Origin of the sequence: Rathayibacter sp. VKM Ac-2759 (assembly GCF_009834225.1) — a bacterium.
In the GTDB taxonomy this organism is placed as follows: domain Bacteria; phylum Actinomycetota; class Actinomycetes; order Actinomycetales; family Microbacteriaceae; genus Rathayibacter.
The window spans coordinates 2,477,600-2,495,869 of sequence record NZ_CP047176.1 but is presented as its reverse complement, the minus strand read 5'-3'; the positions used below and the strand labels follow the sequence as shown (position 1 = coordinate 2,495,869).

Below are 18,270 nucleotides of genomic sequence, written 5' to 3'. Positions count from 1 at the left end.
GGCGCTTCGCCCGCGTGGTCGACCTCGGTCGGCCGGCGGGCGGAGCGCCCTGTTTCGGTCCGAATCGAATGAGGTCTCCCACCATGCGACACCGGAATCGGCAGGGCTGAGATGCTCGCCTACATCGTCCGACGCATCCTGCAAGCCGTCCCCGTGCTGATCGGCACGACGTTCCTCATCTACTTCATGGTCTTCGCCATGCCGGGGAACCCGCTGCTCTCGCTCTTCGGCGACAAGACGCCGAACCCCGCGCTCCTCGCGCGTCTCGAGGAGCAGTACCACCTGAACGACCCCTTCATCGTCCAGTACCTCTACTACCTCGGCGGAGTCGTCCGGGGCGACTTCGGCATCTCGTTCTCGGGCCAGTCGGTCAACGACATCCTCGCCCGCACGTTCCCGGTGACGCTCACGCTCGCCATGATGGCCATCGTCATCGAGATCGTCCTCGCTCTCACCATCGGCCTGATCAGCGGACTCCGGAAGGGCTCGCTCTTCGACGCGAGCGCCCTAGTGGTCAGCCTCCTGCTGGTCTCGGTGCCGATCTTCGTGCTCTGCTTCATCGCCCAGACCTTCTTCGCGGTCCAGCTCGGCTGGTTCCCACCGACGGTCGGCGGCCAGGCGACGTTCGAGCGGCTGCTGCTGCCCGCGATCGTGCTGGCGCTGTTCGTGGTCGCCTCCGCGATCCGCCTCACGCGCGGCTCGGTCATCGAGACGGCGGGCTCCGACTTCGTGCGCACCGCCTACGGCAAGGGACTGTCGCGACGCCGCGTCGTGCCCGTGCACATCCTGCGCAACTCGCTGATCCCCGTCACGACCCAGTTCGGCGCCGACTTCGGCCTCCTGATCGTGGGCGCGACGGTGACCGAGGGCATCTTCAACGTTCCCGGAGTCGGGAACACGCTCTACCAGGCGATCATCCGAGGAGAGCGGCCGACGGTCGTCTCCTTCGTCACGGTGATGGTGCTGTTCTACCTCGTGGTGAACATCCTCGTCGACCTGCTCTACGCCGTACTCGACCCGAGGATCCGCTATGCCAAATGAGACGCCCGGCGCACCGCGCCGCATCGATCACTTCGTCGCTCCTCTCGAAGAGACCCCGATCGCCTCGATCGACGCCGTCTCGCTCGACGAGAAGCCCAGCAACCTCTGGACCGACGCCTGGCAGGACCTCCGCAAGCGCCCCATGTTCTGGATCTCGGGCGTCCTGATCCTGCTCATCATCGCCGTCGCCCTGCTGCCGAACCTCTTCACCTCGGCGGACCCGCGCGCGTGCGACCTCGGCCGCAGTCTCGACGGACCGGGCGACGGCAGCGTGCTCGGCTTCACGAAGCAGGGCTGCGACGTCTACTCGCGGATCATCTTCGGCACGTCGACATCGCTGTCCGTCGGCCTCATCGTGATCGCGATCACGACGATCACCGGTGTCATCGGAGGAGCCCTCGCCGGCTTCTTCGGCGGCTGGGTCGACACCGTGATCATGCGCGCGGGCGACATCTTCTTCTCGATCCCCTACATCCTCGCCGCGGTCGTCATCATGTCGGTCTTCTCGGAGCACCGGAACGTGTTCGTCATCGCCCTGGCGATCGGCGCGTTCGCGTGGCCCACCACGGCCCGCGTCCTCCGCTCGGAGGTCCTCCGGGTCAAGCAGTCCGACTTCGTCGGCGCGGCGACGGCCACGGGGCTCTCGCGGATGGCGATCCTCTTCCGGCACGTCATGCCCAACTCGATCGCCCCCGTGATCGTCGTGACGACGATCTCGCTGGGCGCGGCGATCACGGCGGAGGCGACCCTGTCGTTCCTCGGCGTCGGCCTCCCCGGCTCGGTGATGTCGTGGGGCAACGACATCAGCCAGGCCCAGCGCGACCTGCGGACCAACCCGCAGACGCTGATCTACCCGTCCGCCGCGCTGACCATCACGGTGCTGAGCTTCATCCTGATGGGTGAGGCCCTGCGCGACGCGCTCGACCCGAAGGCGAGGGCCCTCCGATGACGACCACACCCCCCACCCCCACCGGCCCGCTCCTCGAGGTCCGCGACCTCGAGGTCGGCTTCCAGACCGGCAGCGGCCTGGTGCAGGCCCTGCGCGGCGTGAGCCTGACGATCGAGCACGGCCAGACCGTCGCCATCGTGGGCGAGTCCGGCTCGGGCAAGTCGACGACCGCCGCGGCGATCATCGGGCTGCTGCCCGGCAGCGGCAAGGTCACCGGTGGCTCCGTGCTGTTCGACGGCAAGGACCTCGCCAAGGCGTCGCGCACCGAGCTCGAGGACCTCCGCGGTCGCCGGATCGGCTACGTGCCGCAGGACCCGATGTCCAACCTCAACCCGGTCTGGTCGATCGGGTTCCAGGTCGAGGAGACGATCAAGGCGAACGGCCTCGCCACCGGGCGCAAGGAGGTCCGCGCCAAGGCGATCGAGGTGCTGCAGAACGCCGGCCTCGCCGACGCCGAGAAGCGCCTCAAGCAGTTCCCGCACCAGTTCTCGGGAGGCATGCGCCAGCGCGTGCTCATCGGCATCGGCCTGGCCGCGGCTCCGCAGCTGCTCATCGCCGACGAGCCCACCTCGGCGCTCGACGTCACGGTGCAGCGCAGGATCCTGGACCACCTCGAGACCCTGACGAAGACCGACGGCACGGCGCTGCTCTTCATCACGCACGACCTCGGCCTCGCCGCCGAGCGCGCCGAGAAGCTCATCGTCATGTACAAGGGCCGCATCGTCGAGTCGGGCGCCTCGGTCGAGGTGCTGCAGAACCCGCAGCACCCCTACACGCAGCGCCTGATCGCGGCGGCTCCGAGCCTCGCCTCGCGGCGCATCCAGTCGACCGCGGGCGCGGCGACGGAGGCGGTGCCCGGCGAGTCCGCGGACGTGCGCGAGGTCGACCTGGTCCGCGCCGCCGGCGTGCACACCGGCGTGCCGGCTGCCACGGCGACTCCGATGATCGAGGTCGAGAACCTCACCAAGGTCTTCAAGATCCGCCGCGGCGGGCTGAAGGCCGAGGACTTCACCGCCGTCGACGAGGTCTCGTTCTCGATCCCGAAGGGCACCACCACGGCGCTCGTGGGGGAGTCCGGCTCGGGCAAGTCGACGATCGCGCGCCTCGTGCTCGGTCTCGAGACGGCGACGAGCGGAGCGATCTCGATCGACGGCCGTCGCACCGAGAAGCTGCGCGGCAAGGAGATGCTGGCGCTCCGGCGCTCGATGCAGCCGGTCTTCCAGGACCCGTACGGGTCGCTCGACCCGCTGTACAACATCGGCAACACCATCTCGGAGCCGCTGAAGGTGCACAACGTCGGCGACCGCACCTCGCAGCGCGAGCGCGTGTTCGAGCTGCTCGACCAGGTGTCGCTGCCCCGGGTGATCGCAGGCCGCTACCCGAACGAGCTCTCGGGCGGTCAGCGCCAGCGCGTCGCGATCGCGCGGGCGCTCGCGCTCAAGCCCGAGATCGTCGTGCTGGACGAAGCGGTCTCGGCGCTCGACGTGCTCGTCCAGGCGCAGATCCTCCGCCTCCTGGCCGATCTGCAGGCCGAGCTCGGGCTGACCTACCTGTTCATCACGCACGACCTCGCCGTGGTCCGCGTGATCGCGGACGACGTCTGCGTGATGCAGAAGGGCCGGATCGTCGAGCACGCGTCGACCGACACCGTGTTCGACTCGCCGGAGCAGGAGTACACCCGCGAGCTGCTCGCCGCCATCCCGGGCGCCGGGATCGAGTTCGCCGTCTGATCCGCGCCGTCGAGAGGCCCCGTACCCCGCCGAGAGAGCCTGCCGCGCAGGCGCTCCGGCGGAGTCCGGGGCCTCTCGCCGTTCCCCGGCGAGCCTGCGGTACGATGGATAGTCCCCCTTTATGCACGAGAACACGAGACGAGTCCGTTCACATGGCAAGTGCCACCCGCTCCGACCTGCGCAACGTCGCGATCGTCGCCCACGTCGACCATGGCAAGACCACCCTGGTCGACGCCATGCTCAAGCAGACGAACTCCTTCGACGCGCACGCCCACGTGGACGAGCGCGCGATGGACTCGAACGAGCTCGAGCGCGAGAAGGGCATCACGATCCTCGCGAAGAACACCGCTGTCTCGTACAGCGGCGTCCACGCGACCGACGGCCCCATCACGATCAACGTGATCGACACCCCCGGCCACGCCGACTTCGGTGGAGAGGTCGAGCGCGGCCTGTCCATGGTCGACGGCGTCTGCCTCCTGGTCGACGCGTCGGAGGGCCCCCTCCCGCAGACCCGCTTCGTGCTCCGCAAGGCGCTCGAGGCCAAGCTGCCCGTCATCCTGCTGGTCAACAAGACCGACCGCCCGGACGCGCGCATCGACGAGGTCGTCGCCGAGAGCCAGGACCTCCTGCTCGGCCTCGCCTCCGACATGGCGGACGACGTCCCCGACCTCGACCTCGACGCGATCCTCGACGTGCCCGTCGTCTACGCCTCGGGCAAGGCCGGCCGCGCCTCCTCGAACAAGCCCGAGAACGGCACCCTGCCGGACGCCGAGGACCTCGAGCCGCTCTTCGAGGCGATCCTCAAGCACATCCCCGCGCCGACCTACGAGGACGACGCGCCGCTCCAGGCCCACGTCACCAACCTCGACGCGTCGCCGTTCCTCGGCCGCCTCGCCCTCCTCCGCGTCTTCAACGGCACGATCAAGAAGGGCCAGACCGTCGCCTGGGTCCACCACGACGGCTCGCACACCAACGCCCGCATCACCGAGCTGCTGATCACGAAGGCGCTCGACCGCTACCCGGCCGAGTCGGCCGGTCCCGGCGACATCGTCGCGATCGCGGGCTTCCCCGAGATCACGATCGGCGAGACCATCGCCGACCCGGACGACATCCGCCCCCTGCCGGCCATCACGGTCGACGACCCGGCGATCTCGATGACGATCGGCACCAACACCTCGCCGCTCGTCGGCAAGGTCAAGGGCCACAAGCTCACCGCGCGCATGGTGAAGGACCGGCTCGACCGCGAGCTGATCGGAAACGTGTCGCTCAAGGTCCTCGACATCGGCCGTCCCGACTCGTGGGAGGTCCAGGGCCGCGGCGAGCTCGCGCTGGCCATCCTCGTCGAGCAGATGCGCCGCGAGGGCTTCGAGCTCACCGTCGGCAAGCCCCAGGTGGTCACCCGCCAGGTCGACGGCAAGGTGCACGAGCCCTTCGAGCACCTGACCATCGACGCCCCGGAGGAGTACCTCGGCGCGATCACGCAGCTCCTCGCCGCCCGCAAGGGCCGCATGGAGAACATGGCGAACCACGGCACCGGCTGGGTGCGCATGGAGTTCATCGTGCCCTCGCGCGGCCTGATCGGCTTCCGCACCGAGTTCCTCACCACCACCCGCGGCACCGGCATCGCGAACGCCATCCTGCACGGCTACGAGCCGTGGGCCGGCGCCATCGTCACCCGCAACAACGGCTCGATCGTCGCCGACCGCACGGGCGTCGTGACTCCGTTCGCCATCATCGCGCTCCAGGAGCGGATGACCTTCTTCGTGAACCCCACCGAGGAGGTCTACGAGGGCATGGTCATCGGAGAGAACTCGCGGAACGACGACATGGACGTCAACATCACCAAGGAGAAGAAGCTGACCAACATGCGTCAGTCGACCTCCGACACCTTCGAGTCGATGACGCCGTCGCGTCAGCTGACTCTGGAGGAGTGTCTCGAGTTCGCCCGCGAGGACGAGTGCGTCGAGGTCACCCCCGAGATCGTGCGCATCCGCAAGGTCGAGCTCGACGCGAACGCTCGCGCTCGCGCCACGAGCCGCCTCAAGAAGCAGAACTGATCCATGCGGAAGGCCGGCCGGAGCACGCTCCGGCCGGCCTTCCGCATGTCCGGTGTCCGTTGCGCATCGAGCGGCCCCGCGGGGGCGGATCGAGACCCGCCCCGAGCGTGGCCTAGCCCGCCGGAGTCGGCGTCGGCGTGTCCGTCGCGGCCGTCGACTCCGCCTCGAGCGTCGACGTGATGAACGACACGAAGGCGTCCGCGTCGTCCGGCGCCCCGGTGTACTGCTGGCCGTTGACGAGCACGGTCGGAGTCGACACCAGCTTCCCGAGGGACGAGTTGGCGAGAGGCTGCGTCGTCGCCCGCTCCGTCGCCGCCGCGACCCAGGGCCGGAACTCGCCGCTCGTGATGCAGGCCAGCACGTCGTCGTCGGTCACGCCCGCGTCGGTCACGAGCGTCCGCAGCGCGTCGTCGTCCAGCCCCGCGGTCCCCTCGGCGGGCTGCTGCGCGAACAGCGCCTCGTGCACGGCGAGGAACCTGTCCGGGTCCTCGTCGGCCACGCACGCCGCGGCGTTGGCGGCCCTGCTCGAGTACTGCGAACCCGCCGAGGAGGAGTCGAGGATCGCGATCGGATGGATCTCGAGCGTGATCGCCCCCTGCGTCAGCCACGACTCGAGGTCGGCCATGTTCGTCGTCTCGAACTGCCCGCAGTACGGGCAGAGGTAGTCGACGTAGAGGTCGACCGTCACGACTCCGCCGGCCCGCGCGGCCGCCTCGTCGGTCGCGACGGGCTCGGCGCCGGGCTCGATCGGGGCGGTGGTGACCGCGGCGACGGTCGAGTCGGAGCCGGAGAGCACGATCCCGTCGCTGAGCATGTTGGCCGGGCCGATGCTGGCCACGGCCTGCTGCGACCACACGTTCCACGCGACGAGGGCGACGACCGCGAGTACGCCGAGCGCCGCTCCGCTCTGCCCGAGGACCCGGTTGCGGCGTCGACGCCTCCGCTCGGCCTCGCGCCGCTCCCGCGCCTGCTCGCGGGCGAGCTCCTGCCGCTCGCGCTTGGTCAGCCCGCTCTTCGCACCGTGTCCCGACATCGGCCCGACGCTAGGCAGCCCGTCTTTCGGGAGGGTAAGAGCGAGCGGCGCAGCGGCTGGGACCGGATGCGCGTCTGCTCAGGTGTCTCAGGCGAAGAGCCCGGAGCCCACGTAGTCGCTCTCGTCGCGCGCACCGGGCGGGACCGCGAAGACCGCGGAGCCCACGTGCTTGATGTACTCGTTGAGCGCGTCGCTCGCGAGGCTCTGCTGCACGGTGACGAACTGCTGCGGCGACCGCTGGAACGAGAGGAAGAACAGCCCCGCGTTCAGGCGCCCCAGCTCGTCGTTCCCGTCGACGAAGTTGTAGCCGCGCCGCAGCAGCCGCACCCCGCCGTTGACGCTCGGGTGCGCGAGCCGCACGTGCGACTCCTCGTCGATGAGCGGCGCGCCCGTCGCGCCGGCCGTGTCGAAGTCGGGCTCGGTGAACTCGCCGCCTCCCGACAGGGGCGCGCCCGACCCCTTGCTCCGGCCGATCACCCGCTCCTGCTCGCCGAGCTGGCTGCGGTCCCAGGTCTCGATGATCATCCGGATCTTGCGCGCGACCAGGAAGCTGCCGTCCGCGAGCCAGTCGGGGCCGTCCGCGGGCTGCACCCAGACGTGCTCCTCGACGGCGTCCGGCTCCTCGGACTTGATGTTCGCGGTGCCGTCCTTGAAGCCGAAGAGGTTGCGCGGAGTCGCCTGCGCCGTCGAGGTCGACGAGGTGCGCCCGAAGCCGAGCTGGGACCACCGGAGCGACGCGCGGCCGAAGGCGATGCGGCTCAGGTTGCGGATCGCGTGCACGGCCACCTGCGGATCGTCGGCGCACGCCTGGATGCAGAGGTCGCCCCCACTGCCCGCGGGCAGCAGCGCGTCGCCGCGGAAGCGCGGCAGCGTCTCGAGCTCGGGCGGCCGCCGGTCGGCGAGGCCGAAGCGGTCGGTGCCGTCCGCATCGGTGAAGAGCGTCGGGCCGAACCCGAACGTCACGGTGAGCGAGGCGGCGTCGAGCCCGAGGGCCTCGCCGGTGTCCTGGGGAGGCGCGGTGTCGGGGCCGCCGACCGCGCCGTCCTCGCCCACCTCGAGACCCCGGGCGAGACGGGAGGCCGCGAGCGTCCAGTCCTGCAGCAGCTCGATCAGATCCTCGCGGGTGGTCCCGGAGGCGACGTCGAACGCGGCGAAGTGCAGGCGGTCCTGCGCGGCGGTGGTGATGCCGGCCTGGTGCGCGCCGAAGAACGGCACGGTGTTCGCGGCTCCGGAGTCGCTCGCCGTCGCCGCGGAGGTCACGGCGAACGTGCCGCCGACGCCCGCCGCGAGCCCGGCGGTCCCGGCCGAGACGAGGCCGAGCAGCCCGCGCCGCGACAGGCGGCGGGGCTGCTCGGCGGGTCCGGTCGACTCGAGGTCGTCCGCGCGCTGGTCCTCGCTCACTACTCCGCGGGCTCCTCGACGCCCAGCACGGTGTGGGTCAGCTGCGAGAGGGGCTCCGAGAGGGCGTTCACCTGGTCCGAGAGCTCCTTCTTCTGGTCGTCCGTCAGCGTCGAGTAGGCGACGAAGCCGGAGTCGATCGAGCCGTACTGCGCGAGCATCGTGTCGAGCTCGGTGAAGCGCTCGGTGATCTGCGCCGTGAGGTCCGCGCCGTCGTCGCCGCTCGCGGTGGCGATGGGCTCGACGTTGCCGAAGGCCACCTCCGCGCCCTGCACGTTGGCGGCGAAGTCGGTCAGGTCGGTGCTCGACCACCAGTCCTCCTCGCCGGTGATCTTGCCGGCGGCGACCTCGTCGAGGAGCCCGATCGCGCCGTTCGAGATGTCGCCGACCGAGACGGTGAAGTCGGAGGCGTTCACGAGGTCGTAGAGGCTCTGCACGTCGTCGACGAGGCCCTGGCCGAACTCGGCGCGCTGCTCGGTCGTCGAGGGCGCCCAGTCGAGCCAGGCGCTGGTGCCGTCGGAGTTGAGAGCGTCCTGCGCGGGGACCCAGAGGTCCTTCTCGATGCGGTGGAAGCCGGTCCAGTCCAGGCCCTCGGCGACGGCGTCGACCTCGCGGTAGTCGATCCTCGGGTCGAGGTCGCCGAAGGCCTCGGCGGTCGGCTCGATGCGCTCGTAGAACACGCGGGTCGAGGCGAAGAGGCTGCGGGCGGTCTCGTCGTCGCCGGCGGTGTACGCGTCGGCGAAGGCCTTCACCGCGGGGAGCAGCTCGCCCGCCTGCGACTTCACGTAGGCGATGTAGTTGGTCACGGCGGCCTCGGTGGCGGCCTTCTCATCGGCGGACTGCTCCGTCGCCTCGCCGGTCACCGTGAACGCGCTGAGGCCGATCGGGGCGCCGACCTGCTGGAACTTGCAGGCCGTGTAGTAGGTGCCCGGCTCGAGCTGCGCGACGTACGAGACGCTCTGGCCCGGAGTGACGTTCTCCTTCTCGCCCACGATGCGCAGCTTGTCCTCGGCGAGGATCTCGAACTCGTTGACGTCCGACCCCGTGTTCTCGAGCGCGAAGGTGACGGCTCCGGCCTCGGCGGTGGCCGCGGACACGTCGCACGCGTCGTCGCTGATCGCGACGTCGAGGGCGGCCGAGGAGGAGCTCGTCGTGTTCGGCACGCAGCCGGTGAGGATCAGCGCGAGCGCGCCGGCGCCGGCGAGGCCGGTGAGGACGCGGGGGAGCGGGGGTCGGGTGCGCGAGGCCATTGTTCTCCTGGTGTCGGGGGAGGTCGTCCGGCGAGGCCGGAGCGGAGCGGGAGGGGTCAGACCGAGGCGGTCGTCGGTGCCGCGGCCGGGGCCGCGCTGCCCCGTCGCGGCCTGCGGAGGCGGACCTGGCGGACGAAGAGGACCCCGACGACGACGAGGTAGAGCAGCCAGGCCGCGAACTGCAGCGCGGTCGGCTCGGGCGTGTAGTTGAAGAGACCGCCGAGGACGGCGGCGATCGGCGCCGGGAGGATCGAGCCGAGGCTGAACAGCGGAGCGCCCCAGCCGGGCAGCAGCGACGCCTCCTGCAGATCGCCCACGCCGTACGAGAGCACGCCGGCGGCGACGAGGATGAGGAACCCGCCCGTCCAGGTGAAGAAGCGGCCGAGGTCGATGCGGACGAAGCCGCGGAAGATCAGGTAGGCGATGACGACGGCGCTGAGGATCCCGAGGAACGCGCCGATCGTGCCGACCCACGCGTCCGACCCGGAGCCCGCGCTGCTCGAGGAGACGCTGGCCCAGACGAAGAGCGCGGTCTCGATGCCCTCGCGGCCGACGCTGACGAAGCCGAGCACGACGATCCCGATCGCGGAGCCCGCCACGGCGCCGTCGAGCTTCGACTCGAGCTCGCCCTTGAGGCTCCGGGCGTTCGCGCCCATCCAGAAGATCATCCAGGTCACGAGGCCGACGGCGAGGATCGAGAGCCCGCCGCCGAGCAGCTCCTGCGCCTGGAACGACAGGCCGTACGGCCCCCACGTGAGGATCGCACCGGTGCCCAGCGACAGCACGATCGCGGAGGCGATCCCGATCCAGAGCCGGGGCAGCACGTCGCGGCGGCCGAGCTTGGTCAGGTAGGCCACGAGGATGCCGACGACGAGGCCGGCTTCGAGGCCTTCGCGAAGGCCGATGAGGTAGTTTGCGAGCACGCGTGTTCTCCTGATCGAGGGCGGGGAGGACGGGACGGCACCCGCCCCGGGCCGCTTTCCTTCGGTAAGCCTTGCCTTACCGAGGTAGACCTTAGCTCGACGCCCGCGCGCCTGTCCAGAAGTGGCGCGGGCCGCCGGGAGCACGCCGGACGAGAGGCGGAGAGTGGACGCGAGTCGGGACGGCGCGACCGAGCGGATCGTGGCGGTGCACGCCCATCCGGACGACGAGACCCTGACCATGGGCGGGACCCTGGCGCATCTCGTGGCGGAGGGAGCGGCCGTCACCGTCGTGACCGCCACCCGCGGAGAGCGCGGCGAGGTCATCCCCGAGGACCTCGCGACCCTCGAGGGCTCGGAGCAGCTCGCCTCCCACCGCACCACCGAGCTCGTCGTCGCCCTGACCGCGCTCGGGGTCGCCGATCACCGCTTCCTCGGCGACGCGGGCGCCCGCGCGCCCGGCCTCGCCCCGCGCGTCTACCGCGACTCCGGCATGCAGTGGGGCCCGGGGCGCGTCCCCGTCCCGCTCGAGCCGGCCGACCCCGCCTCGCTCACCAGCGCCGACGAGGAGGAGGAGATCGCCGATCTCGTCGCGGTCCTCGCGCAGACCGGCGCCGCCGCCGTGCTCTCCTACGACGACGGAGGCGGCTACGGCCACCCCGATCACATCCGGATCGCGAGCGTGGCCCGCCAGGCGGCCGAGCGCCTCGACCTGCGGTTCCTCGCGGTCCTGCCCGTCGACGCCGAGCCGCTCCCGGGCGACGTCGCGATCGAGCTGACCGACGACGACTACGCCCGCAAGCGCTCCGCTCTCGAGGCCCACGCGACGCAGATCGTCGTCGAGGGCGAGCTGGCGCGCCTCTCGAGCGGGCCCGCCTTCCCGATCGGCCGCGTCGAGCGCTTCCGGCCCTCGGGGGCGCCGGTCGAGCCCGCGGCGGCCGTCGAGGAGCGGCCCGACCTGCGCTCGAGGGTGCTCTCCGGGGTCGCCGCGGTCGCGGTCGGCGCCGTGGTCGGCGCGATCACGACGGTCGCGCACCAGAGCACGCTGACCCTCGGCGGGGCCGTCCTCCCGCTCGGCCTCGTCGCCTCGCTCGCCGCGGTCCTGCTGCTGCTGCTGGGCCTGCGCCTCGTGATGGTCGACCGCTTCGTCGCGTTCTGCACGGCGATGGGGCTGCTCGGTGTGATCGGCCTCCTCGCGCTGCGCAGCGCCGGCGGCTCGGTGCTGGTGCCCGCGAACGGCATGGGGATCGCGTGGACCTTCCTCCCGGCCCTCATCGCGCTCGTCGTGATCGCCTGGCCGCGGGTGCGCACCCCGGTCGCCGGCGGCACCGGCGCACCGCCGCTCCCCGTACGATAGAGACCTCTGTTCGAAGGGACGTCCACGACCGTGACCTACGTGATCGCACTTCCGTGCGTCGATGTCAAAGACCGCGCCTGCATCGACGAATGCCCGGTCGACTGCATCTACGAAGGCGAGCGCTCGCTCTACATCCACCCCGACGAGTGCGTCGACTGCGGTGCCTGCGAGCCGGTCTGCCCCGTGGAGGCCATCTACTACGAGGACGACCTCCCCGAGGAGTGGTCCGACTACTACAAGGCGAACGTCGAGTTCTTCGACGAGATCGGCTCGCCCGGCGGCGCCGCGAAGGTCGGAGTGATCGCGAAGGACCACCCGGTCATCGCGGTCCTGCCGCCCCAGGCGCACTGAGGCCCTCCTCCGTGGCACTCGGAGCGCTCCCCGACTACCCGTGGGACCTCATGGGTCCGTACGCCAGGACGGCGGCGGCGCACCCCGACGGGATCGTCGACCTCTCGATCGGCTCCCCGGTCGACCCGACCCCCGGGCCGATCCGGGAGGCCCTGGCCCGCGCGACCGACGCTCACTCCTACCCGACGACGGTCGGCACGCCCGCGCTCCGCGAGGCGATCGCCGCCTGGTACGCCCGGCGCCGCGGAGTGGCCGGCCTCGGCCCCGACGAGATCCTGCCGACCATCGGCTCGAAGGAGCTCGTCGCCTGGCTGCCGTTCCTCCTGGGGCTCGGCGAGGGCGACGTCGTCGTGCACCCCCGGGCCGCCTACCCGACCTATGCGATGGGTGCGGCGATCGCGGGGGCCGGGGTGCTCGCCTCCGACGACCCCGACGAGTGGCCCGCGGCGACCCGCCTGGTCTGGCTGAACTCTCCCGGCAACCCCGACGGCTCCGTGCTCGACGTCGCCGCGCTGCAGCGCGCCGTCGCCCGGGCGCGCGAGCTCGGAGCCGTGATCGCGGGAGACGAGTGCTACGCCGAGCTCGGCTGGGACGGCCGCTGGGCCTCGGAGCCGATCCCGAGCATCCTCGATCCGCGCGTCGCGGGGGAGGACCGCCGCGGTGTCCTCGGCGTCTACTCCCTCAGCAAGCAGTCCAACCTCGCCGGCTACCGCGCCGCCTTCGTCGCCGGAGACGCCGGCCTGATCGCCCGCCTGGTCACGGTGCGCAAGCACGCGGGCATGATCGTCCCTGCGCCGCTGCAGGAGGCGATGATCGTCGCGCTCGCCGATGACGAGCACGTCGCCGAGCAGAAGGAGCGCTACCGGGCTCGCCGAGACCGGCTCCGGCCCGCGCTCGAGGCCGCCGGCTTCCGGATCGATCGCAGCGAGGCCGGGCTCTACCTCTGGGCGACCGAGGGCCGGCCCGCGTGGGAGTCCATCGAGCGCCTGGCCCGGCTCGGCGTCCTCGCAGGCCCCGGCGTCTTCTACGGAGACCACTTCACCGAGCACGTGCGCCTGTCGCTGACGGCCACGGACGAGCGCATCTCCGCGGCCGCCGAGCGCCTCGCGACGGGTCTCTGAGGCGCTCCTCCAGCCGATCCTGGAGGGATCCCACAGGCGGGTGCGGGGAGCGCTGGACGGTGTCACAGTGCCCTCGCTTTGCCCATAGGCTGTATGTGGTTCGGTCGATGTCGCCTCACGACGGCGCGCGCTGCACCACCATCCAGACCCGGCGCCGCCCGCTCCGAGCGAGCGCGCGCAGGGGTGCGACGTGACGACCTGGGAGGCGTTGTGACCGAATCCGGCACGCAGAGCGACGGAACCGCGACGGTGGAGACACCCGAGCCCGCCACGGAGAGCGCGCCGGCAGCGGCCGAGGCCCAGCCCGAGAAGGTCACGCTGACCTTCGGTGATCGGACGGCGGAGTTCCCCGTGCTCCGCAGCGTCGACGGCGCGTCGAGCATCGACTTCTCGACGCTGTCGAAGCAGACCGGCTTCATGTCGCTCGACTACGGCTTCGTGAACACCGCGGCGACGAAGTCGCACATCACCTACATCGACGGCGACCAGGGCATCCTGCGCTACCGCGGCTACCCGATCGAAGAGGTGGCGACGAACGCGACCTACCTCGAGGTGGCGTGGCTCCTCATCTACGGCGAGCTGCCCACCGCCGACGAGCTCGCGGGCTTCGACGAGCGCATCCGCCGCCACACGCTCCTGCACGAGGATCTCAAGCGCTTCTTCGACGCGCTCCCGCACAACGCGCACCCCATGTCGGTGCTCTCGGCAGGAGTCTCGGCGCTCTCCACCTACTACGAGGAGACCTCGAACCCCAAGGATCCGGAGGCGGTCGAGCTGACCACCATCCGCCTCCTCGCGAAGCTGCCCGTGATGGCCGCGTACGCGCACAAGAAGGCGATCGGCCAGGCGTTCCTGTACCCGGACAACTCGCTGAGCTTCGTCGACAACTTCCTGCGGCTCAACTTCGGCACCATGGCCGAGCCGTACGAGATCGACCCCGTCCTGTCGAAGGCGCTCGACCGCCTCCTGATCCTGCACGAGGACCACGAGCAGAACGCGTCGACGTCGACCGTGCGCCTCGTGGGCTCCACCGAGGCGAACCTCTACGCGTCGGTCTCCGCGGGCATCAACGCGCTGTTCGGACCGCTGCACGGCGGAGCCAACGAGGCCGTGCTGACCATGCTCGGCCGCATCCGCGAGTCGGGCGAGAGCGTGCAGACCTTCGTCGAGCGGGTGAAGAACAAGGAGGAGGGCGTGCGCCTGATGGGCTTCGGCCACCGGGTGTACAAGAACTACGACCCGCGCGCGAAGCTCGTCAAGGAGAGCGCGGGCGAGGTGCTGCAGGCCCTCGGAGTGAAGGACCCGCTCCTCGACATCGCGATGGAGCTCGAGGCCCTGGCGCTGGAGGACGACTACTTCAAGGAGCGCCGCCTCTACCCGAACGTCGACTTCTACACCGGCGTCATCTACAAGGCGATGGGCTTCCCGACGCGGATGTTCACGGTGCTCTTCGCGATCGGCCGCCTGCCCGGCTGGATCGCCCACTGGCGCGAGATGAACCTCGACCCGCAGACCAAGATCGGCCGCCCCCAGCAGCTCTACATGGGCGCCCCCGAGCGCCACTGGCCGACCGGCCGCTGACCCGGACCGCGGGTCTCCGCCCGGGTGCGCCTCACGCCACGGCGTGTGGCAGACCCGGGTGGAGACCCGCGGAGATCGTCAGGCGTGCAGCGCGGCGTTCAGCTCGATGCCGGCGCCGGTGCGGGCGAGCACCTCGACGGCCCCGCTCAGCGAGTTGCGGCGGAAGAGCAGGTTCGGCACTCCCGAGAGCTCGACGGCCTTGACCGTCTGCGGGCGGCCGTCGGCCCGCGGCGCCGCGTCGACCACGACGACCTTCGTGCCGGCCGTCACGTAGAGGCCCGCCTCCACGACGGAGTCGTCGCCGATCGAGATGCCGATCCCCGAGTTCGCGCCGAGCAGCGCCCGCGCGCCGATGGACACGCGCTGCACTCCTCCGCCGGAGAGGGTGCCCATGATGGAGGCGCCGCCGCCGATGTCCGAGCCGTCGCCGACGACGACGCCCTGCGAGATCCGCCCCTCGACCATCGAGCTGCCGAGCGTGCCGGCGTTGAAGTTCACGAAGCCCTCGTGCATCACCGTCGTGCCGGGGGCGAGGTGCGCCCCGAGGCGCACCCGCGACGTGTCGGCGATGCGGACCTTGGCCGGGGTCACGTAGTCGGTCAGGCGGGGGAACTTGTCGATCCCGGTCGCCTGGATGCCGTGGCGCCGCAGTGACGGCCGCAGCCGGGTGAAGGACTCCGGAGCGACGGGTCCCGCGTTCGTCCAGACGACGTTCGGGAGGTGCGCGAAGACGCCGTCGAGGTTGATCGTGTTGGGCTGGACGAGCAGGTGCGAGAGCAGGTGCAGACGCAGGTACGCGTCCGAGGTCGAGGCCGGCGGCGCCTGGGTGTCGATCTGCAGCGTGACGACGTCGATGCGGACCTCGCGCCGCGCGTCCTCTCCCGCGAGCGCCTCGAACTCGGCGGGGACGATCCACGGATCGCGGCCGGCCGGGATGACGCCGAGGCGAGGCTCCGGGAACCAGGTGTCGAGGACGGTGCCGTCGGCGGCGATGGTCGCGAGGCCGTATCCCCAGGCGGAGGAGGGCGCGGCGGAGTCAGCGGTGCTCGGGGTGGTCATGCCGACCAGGGTAGCGCGGAGGGCGCGGCCGGTACCCTGGGTCGCATGGCCGCTCCGCCCTCCGCCGTTCCCGCCGTCGCGCCCCTCGATCTGAGCACCGATCCGATCGAGCTGACGAGGGTGCTCTGCGACATCCCGTCGGTCTCGGGGGACGAGCGGGCGATCGCCGACGCCGTCGAGCTCGCCCTCGCGCCCTACGAGCACCTCGAGGTGATCCGCGACGGCCACACCGTCGTCGCACGGACGAACCTCGGGCGCGAGCAGCGCGTCGTGATCGCGGGCCACCTCGACACGGTGCCGATCAACCGCAACCTCCCCGTCCGCGACGAGACCGTCGACGGCGTCCGGCACCTCGTCGGCCGCGGCACCGTCGACATGAAGGCCGGAGTCGCGGTGCAGCTCGTCCTCGCCGCCGAGCTGGTCGACCCGGTGGCCGACATCACCTGGATGTGGTACGACAACGAGGAGGTCGCCTCCGACCTCAACGGGCTGGGCCGGCTCGCCGAGCACCGTCCAGACCTCTTCGCCGCCGACTTCGCCGTCCTCGGCGAGCCCACGAGCGCCGAGGTCGAGGGGGGCTGCAACGGCACCCTCCGCGTCGACGTCGTCACCCGCGGTCGCCGCGCCCACTCGGCGCGGAGCTGGGTCGGCGAGAACGCGATCCACGCGGCCGCTCCCATCCTCGACCGGCTGGCGGCGTACGAGCCCCGCAGCGTCGAGGTCGACGGGCTGGTCTACCGCGAGGGCGTGAACGCCGTCAGGATCTCGGGCGGAGTCGCGGGCAACGTCGTCCCCGACCTCTGCACCGTCCACGTCAACTACCGCTTCGCTCCCGATCAGAGCGGCGAGCAGGCCGTCGCGCACCTCCGCAGCCTCTTCGACGGCTTCGAGGTCGAGGTCGCCGATCTGGCCGAGGGCGCGCGTCCCGGCCTCGACGCGCCGCTGGCCGCCGCCTTCATCGCGGCCGTCGGCGCCGAGGCCAAGCCGAAGTACGGCTGGACCGATGTGGCCCGCTTCTCGGCTCTCGGAGTCCCCGCCGTCAACTACGGACCCGGCGATCCGCTTCTCGCCCACGCCGACGACGAGCGCGTGGCCGTGCACGAGATCACGGCCTGCGCGGCGGGGCTCCGCCGCTGGCTCAGCGGTCGGGCGTGAGCGCCCCGGCGGCTCAGCTCTCCGTGCGGCGGAGGGCGCAGCTGCGGCTCGTCCCGTGGTGGGTCCGCGTCCTGGCGGTCTTCCTGCTGACCCGCGTGGTCACGACCGTGATCCTGCTGCAGTTCGCCGCGCACCAGGCGGAGAACTCGTGGACCGGACCGTCGCCCTCCTACGTCGACTTCGCCTCGATGTGGGACGGCCGCTGGTACGAGATCATCGCGACGTCCGGGTACCCCTCGGTGCTCCCCGTCACCGACACGGGCGAGATCGGCGAGAACGCGTGGGCGTTCATGCCGCTGTACCCGGCCGTGGTGCGGCTCCTGATGGCCGTCACCGGTCTCGGCTGGGCGACGGCCGCCGTCGCGGTCTCGGTGGCGTGCGGAGCCGTCACCTGCCTCGTGCTGTACCGCCTCTTCCGGCACTCGCTCGACGAGGTGCAGTCGCTCGTCGCGGTCCTGCTCTTCTGCGTCGCGCCGACCTCCCCGATGCTGCAGCTCGCCTATGCGGAGTCGGCGGCGATGATGCTGACGGCGATCGCGCTGCTGCTCCTCGTGCGACGGCAGTACGCCTGGGTCTTCCCGGTGGTGCTCCTGCTGGGGCTGACCCGCCCGAGCGGTCTCGCCTTCGCGGCCGCGATGGGCCTGTACGTCCTGGTGCGCTTCCTCCGCCGCGCGCGCGAGCCGTTCCCTCGCGCCGACTGGCTCCCCGCGGTCGCTCTGACCGGCTGGGGCCTCGTCGTCGGCTTCTCCTGGCCCGCCGCCGCGTGGGCCGTGACCGGGTCGCCGACCGCCTACACCGACACCGAGCTCGCCTGGCGCTCGGCCTACATCGGCTACCAGGAGCTCTTCCCGTTCACGTCGTGGTTCCAGGGCGGAGCATGGTGGGGCGACTGGTGGTTCGGAGCACCCCTTGCCGGCATCGCCCTCGTCGTGCTGGTCGTCGCGGCCTTCGCGGGGATCCTGGCCGCTCCGTGGACCCGCCGGCTCGATCTGTTCAGCCGCGCGTGGGTGGCGGGCTACGCCGTCTACCTCTTCGCGTTCTTCTTCCCGCAGTCGAGCACGTTCCGGCTCCTCGGGCCGATGTTCCCGCTCGTGGGAGCCCTCGCCGTTCCCCGGTCGCCGCTGTTCCGCACCGCGCTCGTGGCCCTCGGCATCGCCGGTCAGATCGGCTGGATCGCGATCTGCTGGGCGGTCGACGGCTATGACTGGACACCGCCGTGATCGGCAACCCTGAGCGGCCTCAGGGGCTCGGATTTCGTGAGGGCCCGG

Annotated in this window: 15 protein-coding genes; 10 read left to right on the top strand and 5 right to left on the bottom strand. The window is 71.2% G+C overall.

The features are described from left to right. Window positions 1–111: 111 nt before the first annotated feature. The 4 genes from GSU68_RS11555 to typA all read left to right on the top strand — a co-directional run bounded on the left by GSU68_RS11555 (window position 112) and on the right by typA (window position 5,777). On the top strand, window positions 112–1,041 hold the full coding sequence (locus tag GSU68_RS11555; RefSeq protein ID WP_159908453.1) for an ABC transporter permease: 930 nt from the start codon (window positions 112–114) through the stop codon (window positions 1,039–1,041). Continuing rightward, complete coding sequence (locus tag GSU68_RS11550) at window positions 1,031–1,990, top strand: ABC transporter permease (protein WP_159908451.1); 960 nt, start codon at window positions 1,031–1,033, stop codon at window positions 1,988–1,990. The genes GSU68_RS11555 and GSU68_RS11550 overlap by 11 nt, the downstream gene beginning before the upstream one ends. Then, window positions 1,987–3,720 carry an ABC transporter ATP-binding protein gene (locus GSU68_RS11545; protein ID WP_159908449.1) on the top strand — a complete coding sequence of 578 codons (1,734 nt, stop codon included), beginning with the start codon at window positions 1,987–1,989 and terminating at the stop codon, window positions 3,718–3,720. The genes GSU68_RS11550 and GSU68_RS11545 overlap by 4 nt, the downstream gene beginning before the upstream one ends. A gap of 152 nt (window positions 3,721–3,872) precedes the next feature. Beyond that, window positions 3,873–5,777, top strand: a complete 1,905-nt coding sequence (gene typA / locus GSU68_RS11540) for a translational GTPase TypA (protein WP_159908447.1) — start codon at window positions 3,873–3,875, stop codon at window positions 5,775–5,777. Between the two features lie 112 nt (window positions 5,778–5,889). Here the strand turns inward: typA and GSU68_RS11535 are convergent, their stop codons facing one another. From GSU68_RS11535 to efeU, 4 genes are all read right to left on the bottom strand, one after another. Then, on the bottom strand, window positions 5,890–6,810 hold the full coding sequence (locus tag GSU68_RS11535; RefSeq protein WP_159908445.1) for a thioredoxin domain-containing protein: 921 nt from the start codon (window positions 6,808–6,810) through the stop codon (window positions 5,890–5,892). Window positions 6,811–6,897: 87 nt separating this feature from the next. After that, complete coding sequence (efeB, locus tag GSU68_RS11530) at window positions 6,898–8,211, bottom strand: iron uptake transporter deferrochelatase/peroxidase subunit (RefSeq protein WP_159908443.1); 1,314 nt, start codon at window positions 8,209–8,211, stop codon at window positions 6,898–6,900. Then, the gene (gene efeO, locus GSU68_RS11525; RefSeq protein WP_159908441.1) at window positions 8,211–9,458 is read right to left on the bottom strand and encodes an iron uptake system protein EfeO; all 1,248 of its coding nucleotides are present in this window, start codon (window positions 9,456–9,458) and stop codon (window positions 8,211–8,213) included. Before efeO ends, efeB begins: the two co-directional genes overlap by 1 nt. Before the next feature lie 56 nt (window positions 9,459–9,514). Then, window positions 9,515–10,381, bottom strand: coding sequence for an iron uptake transporter permease EfeU (gene efeU, locus GSU68_RS11520; protein WP_159908439.1), 867 nt, complete (start codon window positions 10,379–10,381; stop codon window positions 9,515–9,517). A 163-nt stretch (window positions 10,382–10,544) separates the two neighbouring features. On the opposite strand from efeU, the gene GSU68_RS11515 reads away from it, so the two are divergent. The 4 genes from GSU68_RS11515 (at window position 10,545) to GSU68_RS11500 (ending at window position 14,788) form a co-directional block, all read left to right on the top strand. Further along, window positions 10,545–11,735: a PIG-L family deacetylase gene (locus tag GSU68_RS11515; protein WP_159908437.1), complete on the top strand. Its 1,191-nt coding sequence runs from the start codon at window positions 10,545–10,547 to the stop codon at window positions 11,733–11,735. Between the two features lie 30 nt (window positions 11,736–11,765). Next, complete coding sequence (fdxA, locus tag GSU68_RS11510; protein ID WP_056044987.1) at window positions 11,766–12,086, top strand: ferredoxin; 321 nt, start codon at window positions 11,766–11,768, stop codon at window positions 12,084–12,086. 11 nt (window positions 12,087–12,097) lie between these two features. Next, a complete protein-coding gene (dapC, locus tag GSU68_RS11505) occupies window positions 12,098–13,207 on the top strand; it encodes a succinyldiaminopimelate transaminase (protein WP_159908435.1) in 1,110 nt (369 codons plus the stop codon). A 318-nt stretch (window positions 13,208–13,525) separates the two neighbouring features. Beyond that, window positions 13,526–14,788, top strand: coding sequence for a citrate synthase (locus GSU68_RS11500; protein ID WP_244259489.1), 1,263 nt, complete (start codon window positions 13,526–13,528; stop codon window positions 14,786–14,788). A gap of 78 nt (window positions 14,789–14,866) precedes the next feature. On the opposite strand, the gene dapD is transcribed toward GSU68_RS11500, so the two are convergent. Continuing rightward, complete coding sequence (gene dapD / locus GSU68_RS11495; RefSeq protein WP_159908433.1) at window positions 14,867–15,847, bottom strand: 2,3,4,5-tetrahydropyridine-2,6-dicarboxylate N-succinyltransferase; 981 nt, start codon at window positions 15,845–15,847, stop codon at window positions 14,867–14,869. A gap of 45 nt (window positions 15,848–15,892) precedes the next feature. Between dapD and dapE the strand changes: the two genes are divergently transcribed. Both dapE and GSU68_RS11485 read left to right on the top strand, forming a co-directional pair. Further along, a complete protein-coding gene (dapE, locus tag GSU68_RS11490; protein WP_159908431.1) occupies window positions 15,893–17,002 on the top strand; it encodes a succinyl-diaminopimelate desuccinylase in 1,110 nt (369 codons plus the stop codon). Further along, complete coding sequence (locus GSU68_RS11485) at window positions 16,999–18,222, top strand: hypothetical protein (RefSeq protein WP_244259251.1); 1,224 nt, start codon at window positions 16,999–17,001, stop codon at window positions 18,220–18,222. Before dapE ends, GSU68_RS11485 begins: the two co-directional genes overlap by 4 nt. Window positions 18,223–18,270: the final 48 nt, after the last annotated feature.

What these genes read in the sequence shown, in the direction of transcription:
- GSU68_RS11555 (WP_159908453.1), top strand. Translation starts at nt 112, where the DNA reads ATGCTCGCCTACATCGTCCGACGCATCCTGCAAGCCGTCCCCGTGCTG.
- GSU68_RS11550 (WP_159908451.1), top strand. Translation starts at nt 1,031, where the DNA reads ATGCCAAATGAGACGCCCGGCGCACCGCGCCGCATCGATCACTTCGTC.
- GSU68_RS11545 (WP_159908449.1), top strand. Translation starts at nt 1,987, where the DNA reads ATGACGACCACACCCCCCACCCCCACCGGCCCGCTCCTCGAGGTCCGC.
- typA (WP_159908447.1), top strand. Translation starts at nt 3,873, where the DNA reads ATGGCAAGTGCCACCCGCTCCGACCTGCGCAACGTCGCGATCGTCGCC.
- GSU68_RS11535 (WP_159908445.1), bottom strand. Translation starts at nt 6,810, where the DNA reads ATGTCGGGACACGGTGCGAAGAGCGGGCTGACCAAGCGCGAGCGGCAG.
- efeO (WP_159908441.1), bottom strand. Translation starts at nt 9,458, where the DNA reads ATGGCCTCGCGCACCCGACCCCCGCTCCCCCGCGTCCTCACCGGCCTC.
- dapD (WP_159908433.1), bottom strand. Translation starts at nt 15,847, where the DNA reads ATGACCACCCCGAGCACCGCTGACTCCGCCGCGCCCTCCTCCGCCTGG.
- dapE (WP_159908431.1), top strand. Translation starts at nt 15,893, where the DNA reads ATGGCCGCTCCGCCCTCCGCCGTTCCCGCCGTCGCGCCCCTCGATCTG.